Here is a 24,968-nt window from a genome sequence, read left to right as displayed (position 1 = left end):
CCGCACCCGTCAATGGAAATGTTATATTATTTCATTGACAGATTGCTGCATCGCCGAAATGGTCCGGCGCAACAGCCAAGGAGCCTTGCCCCCATGTCCCTGACCGCCACCGGCCAGCCCATAATATTGTCCGACGTCCACCTGTCCTATGGCAGCCATCATGTGCTGCGCGGCCTGACCCTGCATGTCGATGCCGGCGAAATCTATGCGCTGCTCGGCGGCAATGGCGCCGGCAAGTCGACCACCATGTCGACCCTGCTGGGCTTTGCCCAGCCCGACAGCGGCACCGTGCTGGTGGCGGGCCATGACCCGGCGGAGCAGCCCGACAAGGCGCGCGAGCAGATCGCCTATGTCCCCGAAAATGTCGCCCTTTACGAGCATCTGACAGCGCGCGAAAATGCCGCCTATCTGCTGGCACTGGCCGGCCGCCACCCGGCCTTGCAGGAGATTGACGGCGCGTTCGACGCAACGGGCCTGCAGGCATCGGCCTGGGACAAGCGGCTCGGCGGCTTTTCCAAGGGGATGCGGCAGAAGGTGGCGATCGCCATCGCCTTGCTGCGCGAAGTGCCGGTGCTGCTGCTCGATGAGCCCTCTTCCGGCCTTGATCCGCGCGCGACCGCCGACTTCAACCGGCTGGTCCATGATGTCGCACGCAAGGGCGCGGCCGTGCTGATGGTCACCCATGACCTGCTGTCGGCGGCCGACATTGCCGACCGGATCGGCTTCCTCGAATCCGGCCGGATCGTCGACGAGGCATCGGCGCAAGGCACGGACCGCTTCGACGTGCGCGACCTGCACCGCAAGTTCGCGCGGGAGGCTGTCACCGCATGAGCGCCATCACCCTGATCGCGCGCGACGAATTGCGGCTGATGCGGCGCAACCGCGTCGCCGTCATCGCCTTCGCGCTGCTCGTCCTGCTGACGCTCGCCGCCGCCCTCATCAGTTGGTCGCACCAGAGCGGCATCGCCGAAACCCGCGCCCGGTTCCAGGCCCAGGCCGCCGAGGCGTTCGAGGCGCAGCCCGACCGCCACCCCCATCGCATGGTCCATTTCGGCAATTTCATCTTCCGCCCGCTGCCACCGCTCGCCGCCTTCGATCCCGGCGTCGATGCGTTCACCGGCAACAGCATCTTCCTGGAAGGGCATCGCCAGAACAGCGCCAATTTCGGCGATGTCCGCCAATCCTCGCTGCTGGTCCGCTTCGGCCAGTTGACCCCGGCCTTCGTGCTGCAGGTGATTGCGCCGCTGCTGCTGATCTTCCTTGGCTATGGCACGGTCGCGCGCGAACGCGAACGCGGCACACTGCGCCAGATGCTGGTGCAGGGCGTGTCCGCCCGCGCGCTCGTCATGGGCAAGCTGCTGGCGCTGGCCATGGTCGCCACGCTGGTCGGCCTGCCCGCGCTCATCGCCTTCCTGCTGATTGCTGGGCAACCGGGCGCGCTGGCCGGGCCGATGGCGGTGATCGCACTTGGCTATGGCGCCTATCTGGCGCTCTGGTCGATCATCGTGATCCTCGTCTCCGCGCTGGTAAGGCGCGGCCGCGACGCACTGCTCGCACTGCTCGCGCTCTGGGCGATGCTGGTCATCCTGCTGCCGCGCGTGGCGCCCGATATCGCGGCGCAGGCCCATGGCCTGCCCACCCGCCTGGAAACCGACATCGCCATCCAGCAGGATCTGCATCGCCTTGGCGACGCGCATAATCCTGACGATCCCTTCTTCAACGCCTTCAAGCAGAAGATGCTGCGCCGCTATGGCGTCGACAAGGTGGAGGATCTGCCGGTCAATTATAACGGCCTGCTCGCGGTCGAGGGCGAGAAGCTGACATCGGGTCTGTTCGACGCCTATGCCGATCGCAGTTTCGCGATCCAGCAGGCGCAGAGCCGGCTGACCGACGGCTTCGGCATCATCAGCCCGGCTATCTCGCTGCGGCAATTGTCGATGGCAGCCGCGGGCACCGATCTGGCCGGCCATCGCCGCTTCCTCGCCCAGGCCGAAGCCTATCGCTACGCCATGGTCCAGCATCTGAACCAATTGCAGGCCGATGCCGTCAGCTATGCCGATGACAAGGCCAAGGATGCCGGCGCCGATCAGCGCAAGCGCATCTCCGCCGACCATTGGCAGGCGATCCCGCAATTCCGCTTCATCGCGCCGACCGCCGGCGACCTGGTGACGGCCAGCCTGCCCGGCCTGGGCCTGCTGCTCGCCTGGCTGGTACTCGCGCTGCTGGCGCTGCTGCCCGTCGCCCGCCATCTTCAGAAAGCCCGTCCATGATCCTCCTCACCCATGAACTGCGCCTGCTGCTGCGCTCGCGCATGGCGCTGTTGGCGCTGCTGCTCGTCGCCCTGCTCGCCATCGCCTCGGTCGCTGCCGGCATGGCCGAAGTCGGCCGGCAGCGCGCCGTCATCGCCCGCATCCAGCCGAAACAGGCACAGGATATCGCCGCCGTCGCGCAATGGGCCGGCAAGACGCAGGATCCCGGCAACGCGGCTTATTACAGCTTCCATGCCACCTGGGATGCCCCCGCGCCGCTCGCCTTCGTGGCGCTCGGGCTGCGGGACGTCGCACCTTACATCTTGCGTGTCCGCGCGCTGGGGCTGGAAGCACAGCTTTACGATGGCGAGGCGTTCAATCCCGAACTCGCCCTCCACGGTCGCTTCGATTTCGCCTTCGTGCTCGTCTATCTGACGCCTTTGTTCGTGATTGCCCTGTCCCATGACCTTGTCTCGGGCGAGCGGGAAGCCGGGCGGCTGCGCATGCTCGATGCGCTCGCAGGGTCGGGACGGCATCTCTGGGCACGGCGTGTGCTGCTGCGTGGTGGCCTGCTGTTCCTCGCGCTCGCCCTGCCTGTCACCATCGGCGCAATCCTCTCGCATGTGAAGCTTCTCCCGCTGCTGGCGGTGCTGGGCCTCGTCGCCCTCTATCTCGCCTTCTGGATCGGCGTCACGCTGCTGGTAGGACGGCTGCGCTGGAGTTCGGTCACCAATGCCGCGACGCTCGCCGGCCTGTGGCTGCTGCTCACCCTGCTGCTGCCGACCATCGCCCATGTCGCGATCAACCGTGCCATCCCGGTCGGCCAGGGCGTGGAACTGACGCTCGCCCAGCGCGAGGCGGTCAACCGTGCCTGGGACATTCCGCGCGAACAGACCATGCAGGCCTTCTATGCCGGCCATCCCGAATGGAAGGACAGCCCGCCGCTAGGCCACGCATTCCACTGGAAATGGTATTTCGCCTTCCACCAGGTCGGCGATGAAAGCGTCGCGCCCAAGGCGAACGCCTACCGCCACGGGATCGAGGCGCGCGATGCTGCCGCCCGTTCGGTCGGCTGGCTGCTGCCCTCGGTCGGCGTACAGGCGCTGCTCGCCCGCCTCGCCGACACCGACATGCAGGCGCAACTGGCCTATCAGGACCGCATCCGCGCCTTCCACGCCCGGCTGCGCACCTATTATTATGCCTATCTCTTCACCGACAAGCCGTTCGGGCAGGCGGATTTCGAAGGCGCTCCGCGCTTCGGCGATATGTGAGAGACTGTGATGGCCGGGGATGAGGGCGAAATTGCTCGCTTCGCTTCATCCTCGGCGGCAACCATCGACTTGCCGAGGGCACATAGAAGCGCCGGTGCTGGTCTGTGCCTGCAACGGTCAACTACTGATGTTGGATATCTCCAGCCATGCTTCAACGCAAATCGTTGAAATCATGGTGGGCGCGACAGGGATTGAACCTGTGACCCCACCCGTGTGAAGGGTGTGCTCTACCGCTGAGCTACGCGCCCCCTGTAAGGAGGAGGCGGCCTTTCGCATCCGATGCCTGACCTGTCAAGCGCCGCCTTGCAGCTTTTTGGAAATTATCTCTGTCCAGCGCGTTCGGCCGCATTATACAGGCCCGACCAACATAGATCAGAAAGTGCATCATCCATGCGTCAGACCGTCGCTCTCGTCCTTGCCTCCATGCTCCTGTCCGCGCTCGCCGCCTGCAACACGGTGCAGGGCGTCGGCCGCGACATCGAATCGGTCGGCACCGCCGGCAAGGAAGTCATTCACTGATAACGGGGACGGGGCGGCGTCCTGCCGCCCTGCATCATTGCAGGATGCGCGGAAAGGCCGACTTCTTGCGCAGACGCACACCGTCGCAATCCGGCTCGCCGCATTCGCACGCCTCGATCGCATAGCGCACGCCACACATTACCAGAACATCCTGGTCGAACGAATAGTTGGCAATACCCGCGCGCTCGACCTTTTCTTGTGCTCTGGCCTTGAGAGTCATGAGTAACTTCCCTCCATTTGGGACGACTGACAATGATTGCTGCGTTGCACAATGTCAATTCATCGACATTGGTTCCTTAACCGATAGTCAGAAATCGTCCCGCAAATCGCACGTTTCGGCGGCGGCCTCGTGTTTCTACATAGACGCTTGCAGCGCTTGATTGCCGCTCCCATATGCGCGGTCATGAATGACCATAACCGCTCGTCCATGCCGGTCTGGCATGGCACCACCATCATGTCGGTCCGCAAGAATGGAAAGGTCGTCGTCGCCGGCGATGGCCAGGTTTCGATGGGCCAGACGGTGATGAAGCCCAATGCGCGCAAGGTACGCCGCCTGCATGACGGCAGCGTCATCGGCGGCTTTGCCGGCGCCACCGCCGACGCCTTCACCCTGTTCGAGCGGCTCGAAGCCAAGCTGGAACGCCATAATGGCCAATTGATGCGCGCCGCTGTCGAACTCGCCAAGGACTGGCGCACCGACAAATATCTGCGCAACCTGGAAGCGATGATGATCGTCGCGGACAAGGACGTCACCCTGATCCTGACCGGCAATGGCGACGTGCTGGAGCCGCTCGGCGGCGTGGCCGCGATCGGTTCGGGCGGCAATTATGCCCTCGCGGCCGCCCGCGCGCTGGTGGAATATGAGGAAGATGCCGAAACCCTGGCCCGCAAGGCGATGGGTGTCGCGGCGGATATCTGCGTCTACACCAACGACCAGCTCACCATAGAAACGCTCGACAGCGCAGCCTGAGATCCCAAGAAAAGACCATGAACGACAATCTGACCCCCAAAGCCATCGTCGCCGCGCTCGACGCGCATATCATCGGCCAGCATGATGCCAAGCGCGCCGTCGCCGTCGCGCTACGCAACCGCTGGCGCCGCCAGCACCTGCCCGCCGACCTGCGCGACGAGGTGACGCCCAAGAATATCCTGATGATCGGGCCGACGGGCTGCGGCAAGACCGAAATCAGCCGCCGCCTGGCGAAGCTGGCCGACGCGCCTTTCGTCAAGGTCGAGGCCACCAAGTTCACCGAGGTCGGCTATGTCGGCCGCGACGTCGAACAGATCGTCCGTGATCTGGTCGAGGAAGCGGTGCGGCTGGAAAAGGACCGTCGCCGCGAAGCCGTGCGCGAAGCCGCATCGGAAGCCGCCATGGCCCGCCTGCTCGATGCGCTGACCGGCAAGGATGCGAGCGAAGCCACCCGCCTCTCCTTCCGCCAGAAGATCGAGGGCAACCAGATGAACGATGTCGAGGTCGAGGTGGAAGTCGCCGACGCCCCGTCGATGCCGATGGAAATCCCCGGCATGGGCGGCCAGGTCGGCATGATCAACCTCAGCGACATGATGTCCAAGGCCTTTGGCCAGCAGCAGAAGAAGCGTCGCAAGATGCGCGTCGCCGACGCCTGGGACAAGCTGGTCGAGGAAGAGCAGGACAAGCGCCTCGATCAGGATGATGTCGCCCGCGTCGCCATCACCAGCGCCGAGCAGAATGGCATCGTCTTCCTCGACGAGATCGACAAGATCGCCGTCAGCGACGTGCGCGGCGGCTCGGTCAGCCGTGAAGGCGTGCAGCGCGATCTGCTGCCGCTGATCGAGGGCACGACCGTCTCGACCAAATATGGCCCGCTCAAGACCGACCATATCCTCTTCATCGCCTCAGGCGCCTTCCATGTCGCCAAGCCCAGCGACCTGTTGCCCGAGCTTCAAGGCCGCCTGCCGATCCGCGTGGAGCTGAAGGCGCTGACCGAGGAGGATTTCGTCGCGATCCTGTCCGACACCAAGGCCAGCCTTGTTGCGCAATATCGCGCGCTGCTGGCGACCGAGGAAGTAACGATCGACCTGACGCCCGAAGGCATCCGCGCGGTCGCGAAGATCGCGGCCGAGGTGAACAGCGAGGTCGAGAATATCGGCGCCCGCCGCCTGCAGACCGTCATGGAAAAGCTGCTGGAGGATGTGAGCTTCGAGGCGGAAGATCGCCGCGGCGAGACGCTGGTGATCGATCAGGCCTATGTCGACAAGCAATTGTCGGCGGTCGCCCACGACACCGATCTCAGCAAATATGTGCTGTAACTGAGCGCATAGATTAAGTCCGGGCCTGCCGTTTCTTACGGCAGGCCCGGATCATCTTCCCCCCTGCCCGCCATCATGTCAGCCTCCGCCATGCGATTCGCAGGGAGGGAATATGATCCGCACTTCGGCCTGGCTCATGGCGAGCCTCAGCATTGCCGCACTGTCCACCACCGTCGAGGCGCAGACCGCCCCCAAACCACCCGTCGCGGCAAAGAAGCCGCATGAGGTGAAGGCGCCCTTCGGCGCGACGCGGCAGGATCCCTATTATTGGCTGCGCGACGACAGCCGCAAGAACCCCGAGATGCTCGCCTATCTGGCGGCCGAAAATGCCTATGCCGACGCGCTGCTGGCGCCGACCAAGCCGTTGCAGGACAAGCTCTACGGCGAAATTACCGGCCGCATAAAGCAGGACGACAGCAGCGTTCCCTATCGCAAGAAGGGATACTGGTATTATAGCCGCTTCGAGACCGGCGGCGACTATCCGATCGTCGCCCGGCGCAAGGGCAACATGGACGCGCCCGAGCAGATATTGCTCGACGAGCCCAGGATGGGCGCGGGCAAGGGCTATTTCGCGATCGGGGGCAAGGAAGTCAGCCCCGACGACAAGTTGCTCGCCTATGCCGAGGATCTGGTCGGCCGCCGCCAATATGTGATCCGGGTCAAGGGACTCGCTGACGGCAAGCTGCTGAGCGACGAAATCCCCAATGCCGAACCCGATTTCGCCTGGGCCGATGACAGCAGGACGATCTTCTATGTCGAGAAAGACCCGACCACCCTGCTCGGCAAGCGGGTGAAGGCGCATGTGCTGGGGACGCCCGTCAGCGCCGATCGGCTGGTCTATGAGGAGAAGGACGATAGCTTCTACATGGGCCTCAAGAAGACGACATCGGACAAGTTCATCTGCATCGTCCTGCAATCGACCGTCAGCAATGAGGAGCGCTGCGCGCCGTCCGCCAATCCGGCGAGCTTCACGCCGCTTGCCCCGCGCGAGCGCGACTTCCTCTACAGCAGCGACAATGTCGGCGGGCATTGGACGATCCGCACCAACTGGCAGGCGCCCAATTACCGGCTGATGACCGTATCGGACACCGATGCCGCCAAGGGCCGCGCGGTCTGGACGGACATCGTGCCGACCAGCGCCAGCGTCTTCATCGAGAATTTCCAGCCATTCGACAGCTTCCTTGCGATCGAGGAACGCTCGGAAGGGAATAAGCGCCTGCGCCTGCTGACCAGGAGCGGCAAGAGCAGCTTCGTCAACGCCGACGAGCCCGCCTATGCCATGGCGCTGGACGTCAATGCCGAAAGCGGCACGCCCTGGGTTCGCTACACCTATGACAGCCTGCGCACGCCCGAAACCACCTATGAGGTGAACGTCGACACGGGCGAACGCAAGATACTGAAGGTCCAGGAGGTTAAGGGCTATGATCCCGCCAAATATGTGACCGAACGGGTCTGGGCGACCGCCCGCGACGGCACGAAGGTCCCGGTGTCGCTCATCTACGCCAAGGGCTTCCAGAAAAATGGCTCGGCTCCGCTCTACCAATATGCCTATGGCAGCTATGGTTATTCGACCGATCCGGCCTTTTCGCCCCTGCTGCCCAGCCTGCTCGATCGCGGCGTCGTCTATGCCATCGCCCATATTCGCGGCGGCCAGGAAATGGGCCGCCAATGGTATGATGACGGCCATCTCAAGAACAAGATGAACAGCTTCACCGACTTCATCGACGTGACGCGCGCGCTGGTGGATCAGGGCTATGCGAAGAAGGGCCGGGTCGCCGCGATGGGCGGCAGTGCCGGCGGTCTGCTGATGGGCGCGGTCGCGAACATGGCGCCGCAGGATTACAAGGTCATCATCGCGCAGGTGCCGTTCGTGGATGTCGTGACCACCATGCTCGATCCGACCATCCCGCTCACCACCGGCGAATATGACGAATGGGGCAATCCCGAGCAGCAGTCCTGGTATGATGTGATGCTCGCCTATTCGCCCTACGACCATGTTGAGGCGAAAGCCTATCCCAGCCTGTTCGTCGGCACCGGCCTATGGGACAGTCAGGTCCAATATTATGAGCCGACCAAATGGGTCGCCAAGCTGCGCGCGACCAAGACCGACAGCAACCCGCTGGTCTTCCGCATCAACATGGAAGCCGGCCATGGCGGTAAATCGGGCCGCTTCCGCCGCTATCGCGACCAGGCCGAATATAGCGCCTTCGCGCTGGAGCAACTGGGGGTGGAGTAACCATTCATATCCCCTCCCTTTCAAGGGAGGGGCCTGGGGTGGGTCTGCCGAGTAGCGGCAGTAGAAGGCTCGCTTCGCTCGCTACCCACCCCTTAATCCCCTCCCTGGAAGGGAGGGGAAATAATGTTCAGTAACTGCGGCCCACCAGCACCCGCTCAATCGCAGTGCCGCCGGTGAAGATGCAGGCGCCATCCGCCGCTTCCGCGTCGGTCGGCACGTTACGCAGGGTGAGCTTCTCACCCTTGAGCCACTGCACCACCTTTTCCAGTTCCGCGCCGGTCGGCTTGGCCCACTGGACCAGCGCCCAGCCTGGGTTCTTGCTGGCTTTGAAATAAGCCTTGAGCGCGTCGAGATCGGTGATCGACCTGTCGATATTGCCGTCCAGCCGCGCCTTGGCGTCGGCGAACAGCGATGCCTGAATGTGTTCGAGCAAGTTGGTCACATTTGCGACAAACGCGGCTTTCAGCATAATCTGGCTGTCGAGCTTGCCATCCTCGCGATAGAGGCGATCGCGGCGGATGACCGAGACATTGCCACCGGCAACGTCACGACCGCCAACCTCGATCACGATCGGCGCGCCCTTCTTGACCCAGCCCCAGCGCTTGGTCGCGGCCTTGGACGGGCGCTTGTCGAGCAGCGCGCGGACCGGCTCGCGGAACACGTCCAGGCCGTTCAGCTGGTTCACCAGATCGGTGCAATAATCGACGATCGCGGCGTCTTCCTCGGTATCGCGCAGCATCGGCACGACGACCACCTGATAGGGCGCGACGCGCGGCGGCACGCGCAGGCCGTCATCATCGCCATGCACCATGATCAAGCCGCCGATCATCCGGGTCGACATGCCCCAGCTGGTGGTCTGCGCCAGTTCCTGCTGCCCTTCGGCATTCTGGAACTTGATATTCTGCGCCTGGCTGAAGGTCGTGCCCAGGAAATGCGAGGTGCCAGCCTGCAGCGCCTTGCCATCCTGCATCATCGCCTCGATCGAATAGGTCGCGACGGCGCCGGGGAAACGCTCATTCTCCGGCTTCTCGCCCGCGACCACCGGCAGGCCGACACATTCCTCGGCAAAGCTGCGATAGACTTCGAGCATCTTCATCGTCTCTTCCATCGCCTCGTCGACGGTCGAGTGCGCGGTATGCCCTTCCTGCCACAGGAATTCGCTGGTGCGCAGGAACATGCGGGTGCGCATTTCCCAGCGGACGACATTCGCCCACTGGTTGATCAGCACCGGCAGGTCGCGCCAGCTCTGGACCCAGCGACTGAAGGCTGCGCCGATCACGGTTTCCGACGTCGGGCGCACGACCAGCGGCTCTTCCAGCTTCGCTTCGGGATCGGGCACCATCTTACCGTCCTTCTGGATCAGGCGATGATGGGTGACGACCGCCATTTCCTTGGCAAAGCCGTCCACATGCTCGGCTTCCTTCTCGAAATAGGAGAGCGGAATGAACAGCGGGAAATAGCAATTTTCGTGGCCAGTCTGCTTGATCCGCGCATCGAGCAGGGTCTGGATCCGTTCCCAGATGCCATAGCCCCAGGGACGGATCACCATGCAGCCGCGCACGCCGCTTTCCTCGGCCATGTCGGCTTCGGTGATGACGGCCTGATACCAGGCAGCGAAATCCTGTTCGCGGGTAACGTTAAGGGCGTGTTTCACGGGGTCTGTCGCCTGTATTGAAGTGGATGGGGCGCCATAGGCCAGACCCGCCATCCCTGTCGACCCCCAAGCATCGCGTCGGGCGGGGTTCAGTCGGCGTCGGCGCCCAGTCGTTCCAGCCAGGCCTTCGCCTGCTTGGGTTCGCCCACCGCATCGGCCGCCGGCTTGCCCCGCGCCGCCAGAAAGGCGGGATGGAGGTCAAACGGCTCCAGCCCCAGCGTGTCGCGCATCGCGTCGATCTCTTGCGCCAGTTCGTCGAGCTGCGCCAGCACCGGCGCAGTCTTCGCGCGGGCGCTGCGATCCTGCTGGTGATCGAACAGGCCCCAGCGTCCGGCCGCGGTCACGCGCAGCGCCGCAATCAGCGCCGCGCGATATTCCTCTTCCAGCTCCGCTCGGCGGATATCCAGGCGCTCCAGTCTATCCACCTTGGCCATATTGGATCAGCTCAACTTGTCGATCTTCGCATTGAGCGCAGCCAGCTGCGCCTTCAGGACGGCGATCTCGTCATCCTTGCTTTCCTCGGTCGCCGCCGGGGTCGGGCTGGGCGTGGCACCCGGCATGCCCGGAACGCCATTGCCGAACGCGCTCGCCGCGGCCTCGAACATCTGCATGTTGCGCTTGGCGATCTCGGCGAGCGGGCCGCCACCAAAGGCGCCCTTCATGGCTTCCTGGAACTGCTGCTGGTTCTTGCGGAAGGCGTCCATCGACGCTTCGAGATATTGCGGCACCATCGACTGCATGGAATCGCCATACATCGCGATCAGCTGGCGCAGGAAGTTGACCGGCAGCATGTTCTTGCCGCGCTGTTCTTCTTCCATGATGATCTGGGTCAGGACATTATGGGTGATGTCCTCGCCGGTCTTCGCGTCGACGACGACGAACTCGCGCCCCTCACGGGTCATCTGCGACAAAAGGTCCAGCGTGATATAACTTGAAGTTTCGGTGTTATAGAGCCGCCTGTTAGCGTACTTCTTGATAACCACCGGTTCGGATTCATTAGCAGCCTTCGATTTGGCCATGCCTGTCTCTCCCTCACCTGCTCATCCCGCATTAGCACAGGGCGATGCCGCGCCGCAACATGGCCCGCGTCCTTTACCCCTTTTTCTCAACATTTTATGGCGCGAAACGGAGCATGATCCTGATTTGCGTCGCCGCGCCTTCATCGGCCTGCGTCGCTATCAGGAGGCGCAGCGTCCGTCCCCACCACCACCATGCCCCATCGCCGCAACGGCGGGCAGTGCCCGGCTGCTGCGGTATCACGCTGATTTGGCAGCAGAAAGCGATCGGGCGCCGGTCGTCTTCATCCCCTCCCTGATCAACCCGCCACAGGTGCTGGACCTGTCGCAAAGCCGCTCCATGCTGCGCCATATGGCCGCAGCGGGCCATGACGCCTATCTGGTCGATTGGGGGGCGCCGACGGCCGCCGACCGCAGCCTCGGCCTGGACAAGCATGTCACCGACCGTCTCATCCCGATGCTCGCTGCATTGCGGCGCCCACCGATCCTGGTCGGCTATTGCCTGGGCGGCACGATCGCCATCGCGGCCGCAGCATTGCACCGGGTCGCAGCTCTAGCGACGATCGCTTCGCCCTGGGACTTTGCCGGCTTCCCGCCCGCCGACCTTGCCGAGATCGCCGCCCTGTGGCGCGGTGCGAAGCCGGTGTGCGACCGGCTCGGCTATGTGCCGATGGAGGCGCTGCAATCGGGCTTCTGGGCGCTCGATCCGCAGCGGACCGTGCAGAAATATGCAGCCTTCGCCGGCATGGCAGCCGGCTCCGACGAGGAGCGCGCCTTTCTCGCGGTCGAGGACTGGGCCAATGAGGGCGCACCGCTCACCTATGCCGCCGGGCAGCAATTGTTCGAGATGCTCTATGCGGCGAATGCGAGCGGGCGAAACGAATGGCACATCGACGGGACCGTCATAGACCCGGCCTCGCTCGCCTGCCCCAGCTTGTCGATCGCTTCGGCAACCGATCGAATCGTGCCCGCGACGGCCGCCCCATCCCTTACGGAAAGCCGGATATTGAACCTTGGCCATGTCGGCATGATATTGAGCCAGCGGGCACCCGACATGCTGTGGCATCCACTGTCCCTTTGGCTTTCCCGCCATGGCGGATGATGTTATGTGCGCCTGCGAAAACAACATTACCACTAGTGAGGATCGAGCCTTTGTCAGACATCGTCATTACCGCCGCCAAGCGTACCGCCGTGGGCAGTTTCATGGGCGCCTTCGGCACGACTCCGGCACATGAACTGGGCCGCCAGGCCATCCTCGCCGCGCTGGCACAGGCCGCCGTCGCGCCTGAAGAAGTGGACGAAGTGATCCTGGGCCAGATCCTCACCGCCGGCCAGGGCCAGAACCCCGCCCGCCAGGCCGCCGTCAACGCCGGCATCCCGGTCGAGCGCACCGCCATCGGCCTCAACCAGCTGTGCGGTTCGGGCCTGCGCGCCGTCGCGCTCGCAGCGCAGGCAATCAAGGCCGGCGACGCCCGCATCATGGTCGCCGGTGGCCAGGAAAGCATGTCGCTCGCCCCTCATGCCCAGATGCTGCGCGGCGGCACCAAGATGGGCCCGGTCAGCTTTGTCGACACCATGATCCATGACGGCCTGACCGACGCGTTCCAGGGCTATCATATGGGCATCACTGCCGAGAACCTGGCCGAGAAATATCAGATCAGCCGCGAGGCGCAGGACGAATTCGCCGTCGCCAGCCAGAACAAGGCGGAAGCCGCGCGCGCGTCGGGCCGCTTCGCCGACGAAATCCTGCCCGTGACGATCAAGGGCCGCAAGGGCGACACCATCGTCGACCAGGACGAATATATCCGCGCCGGTGCCACGATCGAAGCGCTGCAGGGCCTGCGCCCCGCCTTCAAGAAGGACGGTACCGTGACCGCGGGCAATGCCAGCGGCATCAATGACGGCGCCGCCGCGCTGGTGGTGATGAGCGCCGACGAAGCCGCCAAGCGCGGCGCCACCATCCTGGGCCGCATCGCCAGCTTCGCCACCTGCGGCGTCGATCCCTCGATCATGGGCATCGGCCCTGCCCCGGCCAGCCGCAAGGCACTGGAAAAGGCCGGCTGGTCTGTCGCCGACCTCGACCTCATCGAAGCGAACGAAGCCTTTGCCGCGCAGGCGCTGGCCGTCGGTCAGGAACTGGGCTGGGATCCGGCCAAGGTCAACGTCAATGGCGGCGCGATCGCGATCGGCCACCCGGTCGGCGCATCGGGCGCGCGCGTGCTGACCACTTTGCTCTATGAAATGGCCAAGCGCGACGCGAAGAAGGGCTTGGCCACCCTGTGCGTCGGCGGCGGCATGGGCGTGTCGATGTGCATCGAGCGCTGAACGCCAGCGACTGAATAGCGAAGGGCGCCGGTCTTGCGATCGGCGCCCTTTTTGCTGTTAGAGCCCGTACCAGCCCGCTCCCCCGCCCAACCACCCGACAGGATGACACTGGATCGGGCGGTTGGGCGGGGGAGCGGGCCGGAACCGGTTTTTCTAAAACAGAATCTCAGGCCCAGATACGGTCGAAGCGCTTGCCCAGGCCCGTCAGCAGCTCATATTGCGACAGGCCCGAAGCCTGCGCCGCCTGCGGCAGATCATAGTCGATCGTCAGCCAGTCGCCCTCCGCGACATCCGGGCGCGCGCCGACATCGACGGCCAGCAGGTCCATCGACACCCGGCCCAGCACCGGCAGGCGAATGCCATCGACCAGCGCCGCACCGCGCCCCGAAAAGCCGCGCAAATAGCCGTCGGCATAGCCGATGTTGAGGATCGCGATCTCCAGATCGCGCTCGGCGCGATGAGTGGCGTTATAGCCGATCGTGTCGCCGGCGATCACCGCGCGACGCTGCAATATCTGAGCCTGTGGCTGGACGACCGGGCGGAGATGCGGCGCTGCATCGCGATGGGGCACGCCGCCATAAAGGGCGATACCCGGCCGCGTCAGGTCGAAACCATAGTCACTGCCCATGCAGATGCCTGCGCTGTTAGCGAGGCTGTAGCGCTGTGCGGGCACAGCGGCCCGGACATCCCGGAAACGGGCCAGTTGCGTCGGGTTGAGGTCGCTGTCCTCGTCGGCCGACGCGAGATGGCTGAGCAGCGTCGCGACCTCCAGCCCCGAAACCAGTTCGCTGAGGTCGGCGCGCCAGTCGAGGCCCAGCCGGTTCATGCCGGTATCGATCATCAGATCGCAGGCGCCACCACCCGCCGCCTTCCAGCGCGCGACCTGTCCCGGCGTACAGAGCACCGGCCGCGCCCGCGAGGTCAGCGCCTGCGCCATATCCTCGTCGCGCACGCCGTGCAGGACGGCGAAGTTCACACCGTCCATCTGCGCTTCGAGCGCTGCCGCTTCGCCCCAGTTGGAGACGAAGAAATCGCGGCAACCCACGCCCTTCAGCCGCTGCATGACGCCGGCCGCACCCAGCCCATAGCCATCGGCCTTGATCGCCGCGCCACAGGCCGGGGCGCCGCCCTGCCGCGCCAGCCAGCGCCAGTTGGAAAGCAGCGCATCGCCATCGAGGCGCAGGCGGAGCGGAGCGATATAGCCAGTCATTGCCCGCAGCCGATAGCGCGCCGGGGCTCAGGCGTCGAGGGGGCGTCCCCTGGTTTCCGGCAAGGCGACGAGGCAGGTGACCAGCGCCAGCGCCACCACGATGATCGTGTACCATAGGCCGGCATAGGGATCGCCGGTGCGCGCGACGATATATTGGCTGACCAGCGGCAGGAAGCCGCCGAAATAGCCGGTGCCGATATGATAGGGGATGGAGAGCGAACTGTAGCGGATGCGGGCCGGGAAATATTCCGAGAGCAGCGCCGCGACCGGGCCATAGGTCGCGCCCGACAGGGTCCAGAGCAACAACAACGCGGCGAACAGCATCAGCGCACGCGGCCAGTCGGGGCGGACGACACCGAAATCATAGCCCTGCGCCGTCAGCGCGGCATCGATCCCGTCACTGCTGAGGTCCGCCACGGTCACGCCGCCGATGCTGACCGCCGGAGCCGCGCCGCTGCGTTTCTCATAGGGGATGCCGCGCTTGGAAAAATGATCGAGCAGCTTGCCGCAGGCCGTCGGCTGCACCTTGGCAAAGGGATCGAAACGGCAATCGGGGCCGCTCACCACCACCGGCGCCCGTGCCGCCGCCTGCGCCAGCGCCGGGTTCGCGGTCGCGCCCATGAACTGGTAGAGCGGCATGACCAGCAGCAGCACCAGCGCATAGCCGATGACGATCGGCTTCTTGCGTCCGATGCGGTCCGACAGCCAGCCAAAGAAGATGAAGCTCGCCATGCCGGCAAAGGCGCTGCCGCCGACCAGCATTTGCGCGATGCCCGGCGCGACATGCAGGCCGCTCTGCAGAAAATAGAGCGCCTGGAACATCACCGTATAGGCAATCACGGTGAAGCCCGCCGCTATGCCGATCATCGCCACCAGCATCCGCTTCCTGTTGCCCGGCGCGGTAAAGGCTTCCTTCAAGGGATTCTTCGCCTGTTGCCCCGCCTTCTTCATCGCGGTGAAGACCGGGCTTTCGCGCAGCATCAGCCGCATCCACAGCGAGATGGCGAGCAGCGCCAGCGAGAAGATGAAGGGAATACGCCAGCCCCAGGCATCCCATACATCCATGCCGACGATCCACTGGGTGCCGACCACGACGATCAGCGACAGGATGAAGCCGCCAATCACCCCGGCCTGGATGAAGCTGGTATAGAAGCCGCGCTTTCCGGTCGGGGCATGTTCGGCGACATAGATGGCCGCGCCGCCATATTCGCCGCCCAGCGCCAGCCCCTGCGCGATGCGGAGCAGGATCAGGATGACCGGCGCGGCGACGCCGATGCTGGCGGCCGACGGGGTCAACCCGACGCCCGCCGTCGCCAGCCCCATCAGGACGATGGTGGCAAGGAACGTATATTTGCGCCCCAACCGATCGCCCAGATAACCGAACAGCATCGCACCGAGCGGCCGGAAGCCGAAGCCGATCGCGAAGCCGGCCAGCGAATAGAGAAGTTCGACGGTCGGATTGTCGGTCGGGAAGAAGGTGCGGCCGATGATCGGCGCGAGCACGCCATAGATGTAGAAATCATACCATTCGAACACCGTGCCCAGCGCCGAAGCGGTGATGACCAACCGGTCCCGCTTCGCATCCATCACATAGTCGCCCCCGACCGCCTGCGTCATCCCGCTCCCCTTAACTTCCCACTTTTCCCGTATATTTTGACATCTTCATGCGCCAACGGGAAAGGAAATTTCCAACAGCACGCGCATAGCCGCCATGCCGACTGCCTAACATGGCTCGGCCCTTGTAGGACAGGTTCAGAACAGTCGCGAACCGTTCGGCACGGGCTTGTCGGGCGCGAACAGCATGACGGCGCCGGCCGCGTCGGCGAAGCCCAGGGTCAGCACTTCCGACATGAACTTGCCGATCTGGCGCGGCGGGAAATTGACTACGGCGGCGACCTGGCGGCCGGGCAGGTCTTCCAGCGCGTGGTTTTCGGTGATCTGGGCGCTCGATTTCTTCTGGCCGATCGTCGGGCCGAAATCGATCAGCAGCTTGTAGGCGGGCTTGCGCGCCTCGGGATAGGGTTCGGCCGAGATGATCGTGCCGACGCGGATATCCACTTTCAGGAAATCGTCGAAGCCGATCGGGTCGGCGGCGGGGGCGCTGGGGTCGTGGGTCAGGTGCATGCAGGAACTCCATCTCCTCCCCGTCTGCGGGGAGGTGGCGGCGAAGCCGACGGAGGGGGCGTGCCCCAAATGCGAGGCCGCGTCCAGGGGCATCCCCCCCTCCACCACTTCGTGGTCCCCCTCCCCGTTCCGGGGAGGAATGTTTACTCCAGTTCCAGGATCACCGCGTCGACCGGCAGGCTCTCACCCTGTGCCGCCGACACGCTCTTGACCGTGCCCGCCTTGCCGGCGCGCAGGATATTTTCCATCTTCATCGCCTCGATCACGGCGAGCGGCTGGCCGATCTCGACCTTGTCGCCCTGCTTGACGTTCAGCGCGACCAGCAGGCCGGGCATCGGGCAGATGAGGAACTTGGAGAGATCGGGCGGGATCTTCTCGATCATGTGCGCAGCGTAAGGCGCGGCGTGGGCGGGCAATATGCGCAGCTTGTGGCTGGCGCCATGGGCGGTCAGCACGAAGCCCGACCGCATCGGTGCGATCCGCACCGCGAGCTGCTCCTCGCCGAATTCCGCTTCGATCAGGCGATCGCCGGGCGTATATTCCAGCGCCATGTCGATGCTCTCGCCATCGACCGTCACCTCGTCGCCGTCGATCACGACGTCATGGATCGCGTCACCGATCTTCACCTGCCAGCCAGTCGGCGGCGACAGGCGCTTGCCAAGCTGCCCGTCGATGCGGCGGGCACGGTCGGCCTGCGCCATCGCGGCAAAGGCGCCGATCGCCGACAGGCGCTGGAGCAGTTCGGGCGATGCGGGCGCGCCGGTGAAGCCCTCGGGATATTCCTCGGCGATGAAGCCGGTGGTGATGTTGCCGGAGCGGAAGCGCTCATGCTGCATCAGCGCGGACACGAAATCGATATTATGGCCCGGCCCCTCGATCTCGAACTTGTCGAGCGCCTCGATCTGCTTGTCGATGGCTTCCAGACGCGTGGGCGCCCAGGTGATCAGCTTGGCGATCATCGGATCGTAGAAGATCGACACCTCGCCGCCTTCCTGCACGCCGTCATCCACGCGGATCAGTGTGCCGCTCTCATCCGTGCCGGTTTCGGGCGGATTGTAGCGGATCAGGCGCCCAGTCGACGGCAGGAAGCCGCGATACGGATCTTCGGCATAGACGCGGTTCTCGATCGACCAGCCGTTGATCTTCACGTCCGCCTGACCGAAGGACAGTTTCTCGCCATTGGCGACGCGGATCATCTGTTCAACCAGATCGACGCCGGTGATCTCTTCGGTGACGGGATGCTCGACCTGAAGCCGCGTGTTCATTTCCAGGAAGTAGAAACCGTCGCCGGTCTTGTCCTCGCCGCTGACGATCAGTTCGACCGTGCCGGCGCTGAAGTATCCGACCGCGCGGGCGAGCGCGACGCACTGTTCGCCCATCTTCTTGCGCATTTCGGGGCTGACGAAGGGCGACGGCGCTTCCTCTACCACCTTCTGGTGGCGGCGCTGGATCGAGCATTCGCGTTCGTTGAGGTACACGATATTGCCATGCTGGTCGCCCAGCACCTGGATTTCGATATGGCGCGGGCTTTCGATGAACTTCTCGATGAAGACGCGGTCGTCGCCAAAGCTGTTGAGGCCCTCGCGCTTGGTCGCCTCAAAGCCTTCGCGGACATCCTGTTCGCTATAGGCGAGGCGCATACCCTTGCCGCCGCCGCCGGCCGATGCCTTCATCATCACCGGATAGCCGATCTCGTTGGAGATCTTCACCGCATGTTCGGTGTCGTCGATCACGCCAACGAAACCGGGCACGACATTGACGCCCGCTTCCATCGCCAGCTTCTTGGATTCGATCTTGTCGCCCATCGCCGCGATGGCATTGGCGGGCGGGCCGACGAAGATGATGCCCTCCGCGTCCAGCGCCTTGCGGAAGCTCTCGCGCTCGGAGAGGAAGCCATAGCCGGGATGCACCGCATCAGCGCCGGTGGCCTTGCACGCCTCGATGATCTTGTCGGCCAGCAGATAGGACTGGGCGGCGGGCGGCGGGCCGATATGCACGGCTTCATCGGCCATCAGCACATGCGGCGCGCGAGCGTCGGCATCGGAATAGACCGCGACGGTCTTGATGCCCATCTTCTTGGCCGTGCGCATGACACGGCACGCAATTTCGCCACGGTTCGCGATCAGGATCTTGGTGATTGCCATTATATTTCCTGTCCCAGTCCTTGTTCAGTTTCGTTCGCCCCGCTCTTTCAAGTGAGGCTCAATCCCATTCCGGTTATCGACCTCTCCAGATCGATTTCAGGAAAATGCCCTGCCCGATCATCAGCATCACACCGAAAATCGCCGCGGCCTCTCCAAAAGGCATCTTCCCACCCGTCGGACACGGGTCCGCATCCGAGCATTCCATCATCGACCAGCCGAACAGCAGCAGGAGAACGGGAACGAGCGAAAGGCTGGTCCACACCGTCACCCATATCTGCCGGCGGCGTGTCATTCCTTCCATTCAAACACCAAACCCACCTTCGTCATGCCGGACTTGATCCGGCATCCCGCTTTCTTCCCGCGCGACGGCAGAGAAGAAGCGGGACCCCGGATTAAATCCGGGGTGACGAAGCTGAGCGTGAAATTCACTCAGCCGCCTCCAGTTCGACCTTCACTTCGGCCTGCATCGGCACGACGCCGAGCTTGGCGAACAGAGCCGCATCGGCATTGTCGCCCGCATTGGCGGTGGTCAGCAGCTTGTCGCCGGTGAAAATGCTGTTCGCGCCGGCCATGAAGCAGAGCGCCTGGCAGCTATCCGACATGCTCTCGCGACCCGCGCTCAACCGCACCATGCTTTCCGGCATCACGATCCGCGCGACCGCGACGGTGCGGACGAACTCGATCTCGTCGATCTTGGCGAGTGGCGTGTCGGCCAGCATATTGCCCAGCACCGTGCCCTTCACCGGCACCAGCGCGTTGATCGGCACGCTCTGCGGATGGACCGGCAGCACGGCCAGCGCATGGAGGAAGCCGACACGGTCCTCCCGCGCCTCGCCCATGCCGACAATCCCGCCGCTGCACACGTTGATGCCCGAATTGCGGACATTTTCCAGCGTCACCAGACGATCGTCAAAGGTCCGGGTGGTGATGACCTTCTCATAATGTTCGGGCGAGGTGTCGATATTATGATTGTAATAATCAAGGCCCGCTTCCGCGAGCATGTCCGCCTGGCTTTCGCTGAGCATGCCCAGCGTCATGCAGGTTTCCATGCCCATCTGGCGCACGCCCTTCACCATTTCGACAATAGCGGGCATGTCGCGGTCCTTGGGGTTGCGCCAGGCTGCGCCCATGCAGAAGCGCGAGCTGCCCGCGTCCTTCGCCTGCGCCGCCGCCTGCATCACCGCCTGCACGCTCATCAGCTTTTCGGCCTTCAGGCCGCTTTCCGCCGAGGCTGACTGGTTGCAGTAACCGCAATCCTCTGGGCAGCCGCCGGTCTTGATCGACAACAGGGTCGACAACTGCACCTCGTTGCGCGGGAAGTTCGCGCGGTGGATCGACTGCGCTTCGAACATCAGGTCGCCAAAGGGCAGGTCGAACAGCGCGGCGATTTCCTCGCGCGTCCAGTCGTTGCGGGCGGTCAGGGTGCAGGGGGTATTCATTTACGCAGCTTCCTCTAGCCCCGCCGGGGGCATGTTGTGGCCGAGCAGGCGCAGCACATCGGCGGCGCACTCCACGACATTGGAACCCGGCCCATAAATGCCCTGAACCCCTGCGTCACGAAGATAGTCATAATCCTGCGGCGGGATGACCCCGCCCGCGATCACCTTGATGTCGCTACGGCCATGGTCGCGCAGCCGGTTGATCAGTTCGGGGATCAGCGTCTTGTGCCCGGCGGCCAGCGACGAGGCGCCGACCACATCGACACCACTGTCGAGCGCCAGCACCACCGTCTCCTCCGGCGTCTGGAACAGCGGGCCGGACACGACATCGAAGCCCATGTCGCCGAAGGCCGACGCGATGATGTTGGCGCCCCGGTCGTGCCCGTCCTGCCCCATCTTGGCGACGAGGAGTTTGGGCTTGCGGCCGAGGCGCCGTTCGACGGCCTGCACCCCGTCGAGAACCTGTTTCCAGCGGCTGTCATCCTTGTAGGGCGCGCCATAGACGCCCTTCACCGGCGTCGGCTGGGTGCCATAGCGGTTGAAGCGGTCTTCCATGGCGGCCGAGATTTCGCCCAGCGTGGCGCGCGCGCGGGCGCACTCGACGGCGTGGGCGAGAAGATTGGTCTCGATCGACTGCGGCGCGGCGGCGGCATCGCGCAGCGACTGGAGCGCAGCCTGACAGGCATCCTCGTCGCGCTGCGCCTTCACCCGGTTGATGCGGGCGATCTGCGCCTCGCGGACCTTGGTATTGTCGACTTCGAGGGTTTCGAGCAGGTCTTCGTTCGCGAGGCGATATTTGTTGACGCCGACGATGACATCCTCGCCCCGGTCGACGCGCGCCTGACGGGCGGCCGCCGCAGTCTCGATCATCGCCTTGGGCCAGCCCGCACCCACGGCCTTGGCCATGCCGCCTTCGGCTTCCACGCGGTCGATGATTTCCTGCGCTGCGTCGACCAACTGCTGGGTCAGCGCCTCGATATAGTAGCTGCCGCCCAGCGGATCGACGACATTGCACATGCCGGTCTCTTCCTGGATCACGATCTGCGTGTTGCGCGCGATGCGGGCGGAAAAGTCCGTCGGCAGCGCGATCGCCTCGTCCAGCGCATTGGTGTGGAGCGACTGGGTGCCGCCCAGCATCGCGGCCATCGCCTCGATCGTGGTGCGCATGACGTTGTTGTAAGGGTCCTGCTCGGTCAGCGACACGCCCGACGTCTGGCAATGGGTGCGCAGCATCTTGCTGCGCTCGTCCTGCGCGCCCAGCTTCGTCATGACGCGGTGCCACAGCACGCGGGCGGCGCGCAGCTTGGCGATCTCCATGAAGAAGTTCATGCCGATGGCGAAGAAGAAGCTGAGGCGTCCGGCGAACTTGTCGATGTCGAGGCCGCTGGCGACGCCATAGCGGACATATTCCGCGCCGTCGGCGATGGTGAAGGCCAGTTCCTGCACCTGCGTCGCGCCGGCTTCCTGCATATGATAGCCGGAGATGGAGATGCTGTTGAACTTGGGCATCTCGCGCGACGTATAGCCGAAAATGTCGCTGATGATCCGCATCGAGGGTTCGGGCGGGTAGATATAGGTGTTGCGGACCATGAACTCCTTGAGGATGTCGTTCTGGATGGTCCCGTCGAGCAGCTTGCGCTCGACCCCCTGTTCCTCGCCCGCGACGATGAAGAAGGCCAGGATCGGGATCACCGCGCCGTTCATGGTCATCGACACGCTCATCTTGTCGAGCGGAATGCCGTCGAACAGGATCTTCATGTCCTCGATCGTGTCGATCGCCACGCCCGCCTTGCCGACATCGCCGACGACGCGGGGATGGTCGCTGTCATAGCCGCGATGGGTGGCGAGGTCGAAGGCGACGCTGAGGCCCTTCTGCCCTGCGGCCAGGTTGCGGCGGTAGAAGGCATTGGATTCCTCGGCGGTCGAGAAACCCGCATATTGGCGGATGGTCCAGGGTCGGCCGGCATACATGGAGGCACGCACGCCGCGCGTGAAGGGGGCGAAGCCCGGCAGGCCCGGATCGACGGTCACATCCTCGGCGGTGTAGAGCGGTTTCACCGTGATACCTTCCGGGGTATCCCAGTTCAAATCCTTGCCCTTCACTTCCTTGGCGGCAGCGGCGGCCCATGCGTCCAGCGTCGGCTTCTCGGTCATGCGTGTCCTATCCTACCCGTTCGTCACCCCGGCCTTGAGCCGGGATCCCGCTATCTTCATCCCGCTTGCTGAAAAGAAGCGGGATGCCGGATCAAGTCCGGCATGACGTAATTCAATGCGCGCCGGCCTTCGGCGTCTCCATGATCTCGGTCAGCACCCCGTTCATATCCTTGGGGTGGACGAAGAAGATCGGCGTGCCATGGGCGCCGATGCGCGGCTCGCCCAGCACCTTCTTGCCCAGCCCCTCGAACCAAGCCTTGGCTTCCATGATGTCGGGCACTTCATAGCACATATGATGCTGCCCGCCGGCCGGGTTCTTGGCGATGAAGCCGTGGATCGGGCTGTTCTCGCCCAGCGGCTCGATCAGTTCGATCTGCGTGCCGGCGGTGTCGCCTTCGCCAGGCGTATCGACGAAGCACACCTTCACCCCCTGCGCCGGCAGGTCGAACGGCTCATGTGTCAAGGTCGCGCCCATGATGTCGCGATAATAGGCGAGCGAAGCCTCCAGTGAAGGCGTCGCGATGCCGATATGGTTCAAGCGGCCGAGTTTCATCACATCATTCCCAATGTCGTCATTCCCGCGAAAGCGGGAATCCATCTCCCGACCCATCCCCAAGAAGCGATGTGGGGGATGGATCCCCGCTTTCGCGGGGATGACGTCGTTATTTAGAGCGGAATATTATCATGCTTCTTCCACGGGTTCTCCAGCGCCTTGTTGCGCAGCTTGCGCAGGCCCAGCGCGATCCGCTTGCGGGTCGAGTGGGGCTGGATCACCTCGTCGATGAAGCCCTTGCTCGCCGCCACGAAGGGGTTGGCGAAGCGGTCTTCATATTCCTTGGTCTTCTCGGCAATCTCTTCGGGCGTCTTGCCGCGGAAGATGATCTCGACCGCGCCCTTGGCACCCATCACCGCGATCTCGGCGGTCGGCCAGGCATAGTTGAGGTCGCCGCGCAGATGCTTGGAGCTCATCACGTCATAGGCGCCGCCATAGGCCTTGCGGGTGATGACGGTGATCTTCGGCACGGTCGCCTCGGCATAGGCGAAGAGCAGCTTGGCACCATGCTTGATGATGCCACTATGTTCCTGCGCGGTGCCCGGCAGGAAGCCCGGCACGTCGACGAAGGTGACGATCGGGATTTCGAACGCATCGCAGAAGCGGACGAAGCGGCCGGCCTTCTTCGACGAGTTGATGTCCAGCACACCGGCCAGCACCATCGGCTGATTGGCGATGATGCCCACCGTCTTGCCCTCGATCCGGCCGAAACCGCACAGGATATTGCCCGCATGGGCCGGCTGCACCTCGAAGAAGTCGCCCTCGTCCACCACCTTGCGGATCAGCTCGTGCATGTCATAGGGCTGGTTGGCATTGGCCGGGATCAGCGTGTCGAGGCTGTCCTCCAGCCGGTCCCACGGGTCCGCGCTAGGCCGCTCGGGCACCGGTTCCTTGTTGGACGCTGGCAGGAAGTCGACGAAATCGCGCACTGCCAGCAGCGCTTCGATGTCATTCTCGAACGCCACGTCCGCCACGCCCGACTTGGTCGTGTGGGTGATCGCGCCGCCCAGTTCTTCCTGCGTCACCACCTCGTTGGTGACGGTCTTGACTACGTCCGGCCCGGTCACGAACATGAAGCTGCTGTCCTTCACCATGAAGATGAAGTCGGTCATCGCCGGCGAATAGACCGCGCCGCCCGCGCACGGCCCCATGATGACGCTGATCTGTGGCACCACGCCCGACGCCAGCACATTGCGCTGGAAAATCTCGGCATAGCCGGCGAGCGAGGCGACGCCCTCCTGGATGCGCGCGCCGCCGCTGTCGTTGAGGCCAATCACCGGCGCGCCGACCTTCATGGCGATATCCATGATCTTGCAGATCTTCATCGCGTGCCGTTCCGACACCGCGCCGCCATAGACGGTGAAATCCTGGCTGAAGACATAGACGAGACGGCCGTTGATCGTGCCCGATCCGGTGACCACGCCGTCGCCCGGAATATGCTGCTCGTCCATGCCGAAATCGATGCAGTTATGCTCGACATACATGTCCAGCTCTTCAAAGCTGTCCTCGTCCAGCAGCACTTCGATCCGCTCCCGCGCGGTCAGCTTGCCCTTGCCATGCTGCGCGTCGATGCGGCGCTGGCCGCCGCCCATGCGGGCGCCCTCGCGCTTGGCTTCCAGCTGTTCGATGACGGCGAGCTTCGACATGAAAGGCTTCTCTCCAAATTCGTGGCGTCCATAGCTTGGCCGACGCCGCCTTGCCCTTCCCCTACCCAGCCGCACGCAAAGTTCGCAAATGTAAATTTGCCAATTTGCAAATCGCGACTTCGCAAATTAGGGTAAGGAT

At 64.1% G+C, this 24,968-nt stretch carries 23 protein-coding genes and 1 tRNA gene; 9 read left to right on the top strand and 15 right to left on the bottom strand.

Translation table 11 applies throughout. From position 1 onward, the window contains the following. The first annotated feature begins 93 nt into the window (after positions 1-93). Genes JQK15_RS17130 through JQK15_RS17120 form a run of 3 tightly spaced genes read left to right on the top strand, consistent with a single transcriptional unit; the run spans position 94 to position 3,520 of the window. Positions 94-831 carry an ABC transporter ATP-binding protein gene (locus tag JQK15_RS17130; protein ID WP_214866577.1) on the top strand — a complete coding sequence of 246 codons (738 nt, stop codon included), beginning with the start codon at positions 94-96 and terminating at the stop codon, positions 829-831. Next, positions 828-2,270 (top strand): ABC transporter permease, encoded by a 1,443-nt coding sequence (locus JQK15_RS17125; protein ID WP_214866576.1) that lies wholly within the window; start codon positions 828-830, stop codon positions 2,268-2,270. Before JQK15_RS17130 ends, JQK15_RS17125 begins: the two co-directional genes overlap by 4 nt. Beyond that, positions 2,267-3,520, top strand: a complete 1,254-nt coding sequence (locus JQK15_RS17120; RefSeq protein ID WP_214866575.1) for a DUF3526 domain-containing protein — start codon at positions 2,267-2,269, stop codon at positions 3,518-3,520. Before JQK15_RS17125 ends, JQK15_RS17120 begins: the two co-directional genes overlap by 4 nt. A gap of 173 nt (positions 3,521-3,693) precedes the next feature. Here JQK15_RS17120 and JQK15_RS17115 read toward each other — a convergent pair. Continuing rightward, a tRNA-Val gene (locus JQK15_RS17115) sits at positions 3,694-3,768 on the bottom strand. A 142-nt stretch (positions 3,769-3,910) separates the two neighbouring features. Here JQK15_RS17115 and JQK15_RS17110 point away from each other — a divergent pair. Beyond that, positions 3,911-4,039, top strand: coding sequence for an entericidin A/B family lipoprotein (locus tag JQK15_RS17110; RefSeq protein WP_004207212.1), 129 nt, complete (start codon positions 3,911-3,913; stop codon positions 4,037-4,039). A 34-nt stretch (positions 4,040-4,073) separates the two neighbouring features. Here JQK15_RS17110 and JQK15_RS17105 read toward each other — a convergent pair whose 3' ends face one another. Beyond that, positions 4,074-4,259 carry a hypothetical protein gene (locus tag JQK15_RS17105; RefSeq protein WP_004207213.1) on the bottom strand — a complete coding sequence of 62 codons (186 nt, stop codon included), beginning with the start codon at positions 4,257-4,259 and terminating at the stop codon, positions 4,074-4,076. 183 nt (positions 4,260-4,442) lie between these two features. Between JQK15_RS17105 and hslV the strand changes: the two genes are divergently transcribed. The 3 genes from hslV to JQK15_RS17090 all read left to right on the top strand — a co-directional run bounded on the left by hslV (position 4,443) and on the right by JQK15_RS17090 (position 8,564). Then, positions 4,443-5,009 carry an ATP-dependent protease subunit HslV gene (hslV, locus tag JQK15_RS17100; protein ID WP_004207214.1) on the top strand — a complete coding sequence of 189 codons (567 nt, stop codon included), beginning with the start codon at positions 4,443-4,445 and terminating at the stop codon, positions 5,007-5,009. Positions 5,010-5,026: 17 nt separating this feature from the next. After that, the gene (hslU, locus tag JQK15_RS17095; RefSeq protein WP_037506705.1) at positions 5,027-6,328 is read left to right on the top strand and encodes an ATP-dependent protease ATPase subunit HslU; all 1,302 of its coding nucleotides are present in this window, start codon (positions 5,027-5,029) and stop codon (positions 6,326-6,328) included. A 112-nt stretch (positions 6,329-6,440) separates the two neighbouring features. Beyond that, a complete protein-coding gene (locus JQK15_RS17090) occupies positions 6,441-8,564 on the top strand; it encodes a S9 family peptidase (protein WP_214866574.1) in 2,124 nt (707 codons plus the stop codon). A 127-nt stretch (positions 8,565-8,691) separates the two neighbouring features. On the opposite strand, the gene proS is transcribed toward JQK15_RS17090, so the two are convergent. The 3 genes from proS to phaR all read right to left on the bottom strand — a co-directional run bounded on the left by proS (position 8,692) and on the right by phaR (position 11,237). Beyond that, positions 8,692-10,218, bottom strand: a complete 1,527-nt coding sequence (gene proS / locus JQK15_RS17085; protein ID WP_214866573.1) for a proline--tRNA ligase — start codon at positions 10,216-10,218, stop codon at positions 8,692-8,694. Between the two features lie 89 nt (positions 10,219-10,307). Then, on the bottom strand, positions 10,308-10,652 hold the full coding sequence (locus tag JQK15_RS17080; RefSeq protein ID WP_214866572.1) for a hypothetical protein: 345 nt from the start codon (positions 10,650-10,652) through the stop codon (positions 10,308-10,310). 6 nt (positions 10,653-10,658) lie between these two features. After that, on the bottom strand, positions 10,659-11,237 hold the full coding sequence (gene phaR, locus JQK15_RS17075; RefSeq protein ID WP_017502180.1) for a polyhydroxyalkanoate synthesis repressor PhaR: 579 nt from the start codon (positions 11,235-11,237) through the stop codon (positions 10,659-10,661). 124 nt (positions 11,238-11,361) lie between these two features. Here phaR and JQK15_RS17070 point away from each other — a divergent pair, with 124 nt between their 5' ends. Together JQK15_RS17070 and JQK15_RS17065 are read left to right on the top strand one after the other, a co-directional pair. Next, positions 11,362-12,336 (top strand): alpha/beta fold hydrolase, encoded by a 975-nt coding sequence (locus JQK15_RS17070; RefSeq protein WP_214866571.1) that lies wholly within the window; start codon positions 11,362-11,364, stop codon positions 12,334-12,336. A 50-nt stretch (positions 12,337-12,386) separates the two neighbouring features. Further along, complete coding sequence (locus tag JQK15_RS17065) at positions 12,387-13,559, top strand: acetyl-CoA C-acetyltransferase (RefSeq protein WP_004207221.1); 1,173 nt, start codon at positions 12,387-12,389, stop codon at positions 13,557-13,559. Between the two features lie 166 nt (positions 13,560-13,725). On the opposite strand, the gene alr is transcribed toward JQK15_RS17065, so the two are convergent. The 10 genes from alr to JQK15_RS17015 all read right to left on the bottom strand — a co-directional run bounded on the left by alr (position 13,726) and on the right by JQK15_RS17015 (position 24,829). After that, the gene (gene alr, locus JQK15_RS17060) at positions 13,726-14,769 is read right to left on the bottom strand and encodes an alanine racemase (RefSeq protein WP_214866570.1); all 1,044 of its coding nucleotides are present in this window, start codon (positions 14,767-14,769) and stop codon (positions 13,726-13,728) included. 27 nt (positions 14,770-14,796) lie between these two features. After that, positions 14,797-16,386: an MFS transporter gene (locus JQK15_RS17055; RefSeq protein WP_214866569.1), complete on the bottom strand. Its 1,590-nt coding sequence runs from the start codon at positions 16,384-16,386 to the stop codon at positions 14,797-14,799. A 135-nt stretch (positions 16,387-16,521) separates the two neighbouring features. Further along, positions 16,522-16,893 (bottom strand): tRNA-binding protein, encoded by a 372-nt coding sequence (locus tag JQK15_RS17050; protein WP_214866568.1) that lies wholly within the window; start codon positions 16,891-16,893, stop codon positions 16,522-16,524. Between the two features lie 143 nt (positions 16,894-17,036). Beyond that, on the bottom strand, positions 17,037-19,037 hold the full coding sequence (locus JQK15_RS17045) for an acetyl-CoA carboxylase biotin carboxylase subunit (protein WP_214866567.1): 2,001 nt from the start codon (positions 19,035-19,037) through the stop codon (positions 17,037-17,039). A gap of 73 nt (positions 19,038-19,110) precedes the next feature. Beyond that, the gene (locus JQK15_RS17040; RefSeq protein WP_214866566.1) at positions 19,111-19,329 is read right to left on the bottom strand and encodes a hypothetical protein; all 219 of its coding nucleotides are present in this window, start codon (positions 19,327-19,329) and stop codon (positions 19,111-19,113) included. Next, the gene (locus JQK15_RS17035) at positions 19,326-19,466 is read right to left on the bottom strand and encodes a hypothetical protein (protein ID WP_164546043.1); all 141 of its coding nucleotides are present in this window, start codon (positions 19,464-19,466) and stop codon (positions 19,326-19,328) included. The genes JQK15_RS17040 and JQK15_RS17035 overlap by 4 nt, the downstream gene beginning before the upstream one ends. Continuing rightward, on the bottom strand, positions 19,463-20,476 hold the full coding sequence (bioB, locus tag JQK15_RS17030; RefSeq protein ID WP_004207227.1) for a biotin synthase BioB: 1,014 nt from the start codon (positions 20,474-20,476) through the stop codon (positions 19,463-19,465). The genes JQK15_RS17035 and bioB overlap by 4 nt, the downstream gene beginning before the upstream one ends. After that, the gene (gene scpA / locus JQK15_RS17025; protein WP_214866565.1) at positions 20,477-22,630 is read right to left on the bottom strand and encodes a methylmalonyl-CoA mutase; all 2,154 of its coding nucleotides are present in this window, start codon (positions 22,628-22,630) and stop codon (positions 20,477-20,479) included. It lies immediately after the preceding gene. Between the two features lie 112 nt (positions 22,631-22,742). After that, positions 22,743-23,183 (bottom strand): methylmalonyl-CoA epimerase, encoded by a 441-nt coding sequence (gene mce, locus JQK15_RS17020; RefSeq protein WP_214866564.1) that lies wholly within the window; start codon positions 23,181-23,183, stop codon positions 22,743-22,745. 113 nt (positions 23,184-23,296) lie between these two features. Beyond that, positions 23,297-24,829 (bottom strand): acyl-CoA carboxylase subunit beta, encoded by a 1,533-nt coding sequence (locus tag JQK15_RS17015; RefSeq protein ID WP_214866563.1) that lies wholly within the window; start codon positions 24,827-24,829, stop codon positions 23,297-23,299. Positions 24,830-24,968 lie beyond the last annotated feature (139 nt).

Origin of the sequence: Sphingobium sp. BHU LFT2, from assembly GCF_018604485.1 — a bacterium.
GTDB classification, from domain to species: domain Bacteria; phylum Pseudomonadota; class Alphaproteobacteria; order Sphingomonadales; family Sphingomonadaceae; genus Sphingobium; species Sphingobium yanoikuyae_A.
Note: the sequence above shows the minus strand (reverse complement) of the source record. Positions and strands in the feature narration are given on the sequence as shown.

Coding starts and splice junctions, on each gene's coding strand:
- JQK15_RS17110 (WP_004207212.1), top strand. CDS start 3,911: ATGCGTCAGACCGTCGCTCTCGTCCTTGCCTCCATGCTCCTGTCCGCG.
- alr (WP_214866570.1), bottom strand. CDS start 14,769: ATGACTGGCTATATCGCTCCGCTCCGCCTGCGCCTCGATGGCGATGCG.
- JQK15_RS17055 (WP_214866569.1), bottom strand. CDS start 16,386: ATGACGCAGGCGGTCGGGGGCGACTATGTGATGGATGCGAAGCGGGAC.
- phaR (WP_017502180.1), bottom strand. CDS start 11,237: ATGGCCAAATCGAAGGCTGCTAATGAATCCGAACCGGTGGTTATCAAG.
- scpA (WP_214866565.1), bottom strand. CDS start 22,630: ATGACCGAGAAGCCGACGCTGGACGCATGGGCCGCCGCTGCCGCCAAG.
- JQK15_RS17045 (WP_214866567.1), bottom strand. CDS start 19,037: ATGGCAATCACCAAGATCCTGATCGCGAACCGTGGCGAAATTGCGTGC.
- JQK15_RS17080 (WP_214866572.1), bottom strand. CDS start 10,652: ATGGCCAAGGTGGATAGACTGGAGCGCCTGGATATCCGCCGAGCGGAG.
- JQK15_RS17040 (WP_214866566.1), bottom strand. CDS start 19,329: ATGACACGCCGCCGGCAGATATGGGTGACGGTGTGGACCAGCCTTTCG.
- JQK15_RS17120 (WP_214866575.1), top strand. CDS start 2,267: ATGATCCTCCTCACCCATGAACTGCGCCTGCTGCTGCGCTCGCGCATG.
- hslU (WP_037506705.1), top strand. CDS start 5,027: ATGAACGACAATCTGACCCCCAAAGCCATCGTCGCCGCGCTCGACGCG.
- JQK15_RS17090 (WP_214866574.1), top strand. CDS start 6,441: ATGATCCGCACTTCGGCCTGGCTCATGGCGAGCCTCAGCATTGCCGCA.
- mce (WP_214866564.1), bottom strand. CDS start 23,183: ATGAAACTCGGCCGCTTGAACCATATCGGCATCGCGACGCCTTCACTG.
- JQK15_RS17105 (WP_004207213.1), bottom strand. CDS start 4,259: ATGACTCTCAAGGCCAGAGCACAAGAAAAGGTCGAGCGCGCGGGTATT.
- JQK15_RS17015 (WP_214866563.1), bottom strand. CDS start 24,829: ATGTCGAAGCTCGCCGTCATCGAACAGCTGGAAGCCAAGCGCGAGGGC.
- JQK15_RS17130 (WP_214866577.1), top strand. CDS start 94: ATGTCCCTGACCGCCACCGGCCAGCCCATAATATTGTCCGACGTCCAC.
- JQK15_RS17125 (WP_214866576.1), top strand. CDS start 828: ATGAGCGCCATCACCCTGATCGCGCGCGACGAATTGCGGCTGATGCGG.
- bioB (WP_004207227.1), bottom strand. CDS start 20,476: ATGAATACCCCCTGCACCCTGACCGCCCGCAACGACTGGACGCGCGAG.
- JQK15_RS17050 (WP_214866568.1), bottom strand. CDS start 16,893: ATGCACCTGACCCACGACCCCAGCGCCCCCGCCGCCGACCCGATCGGC.
- hslV (WP_004207214.1), top strand. CDS start 4,443: ATGAATGACCATAACCGCTCGTCCATGCCGGTCTGGCATGGCACCACC.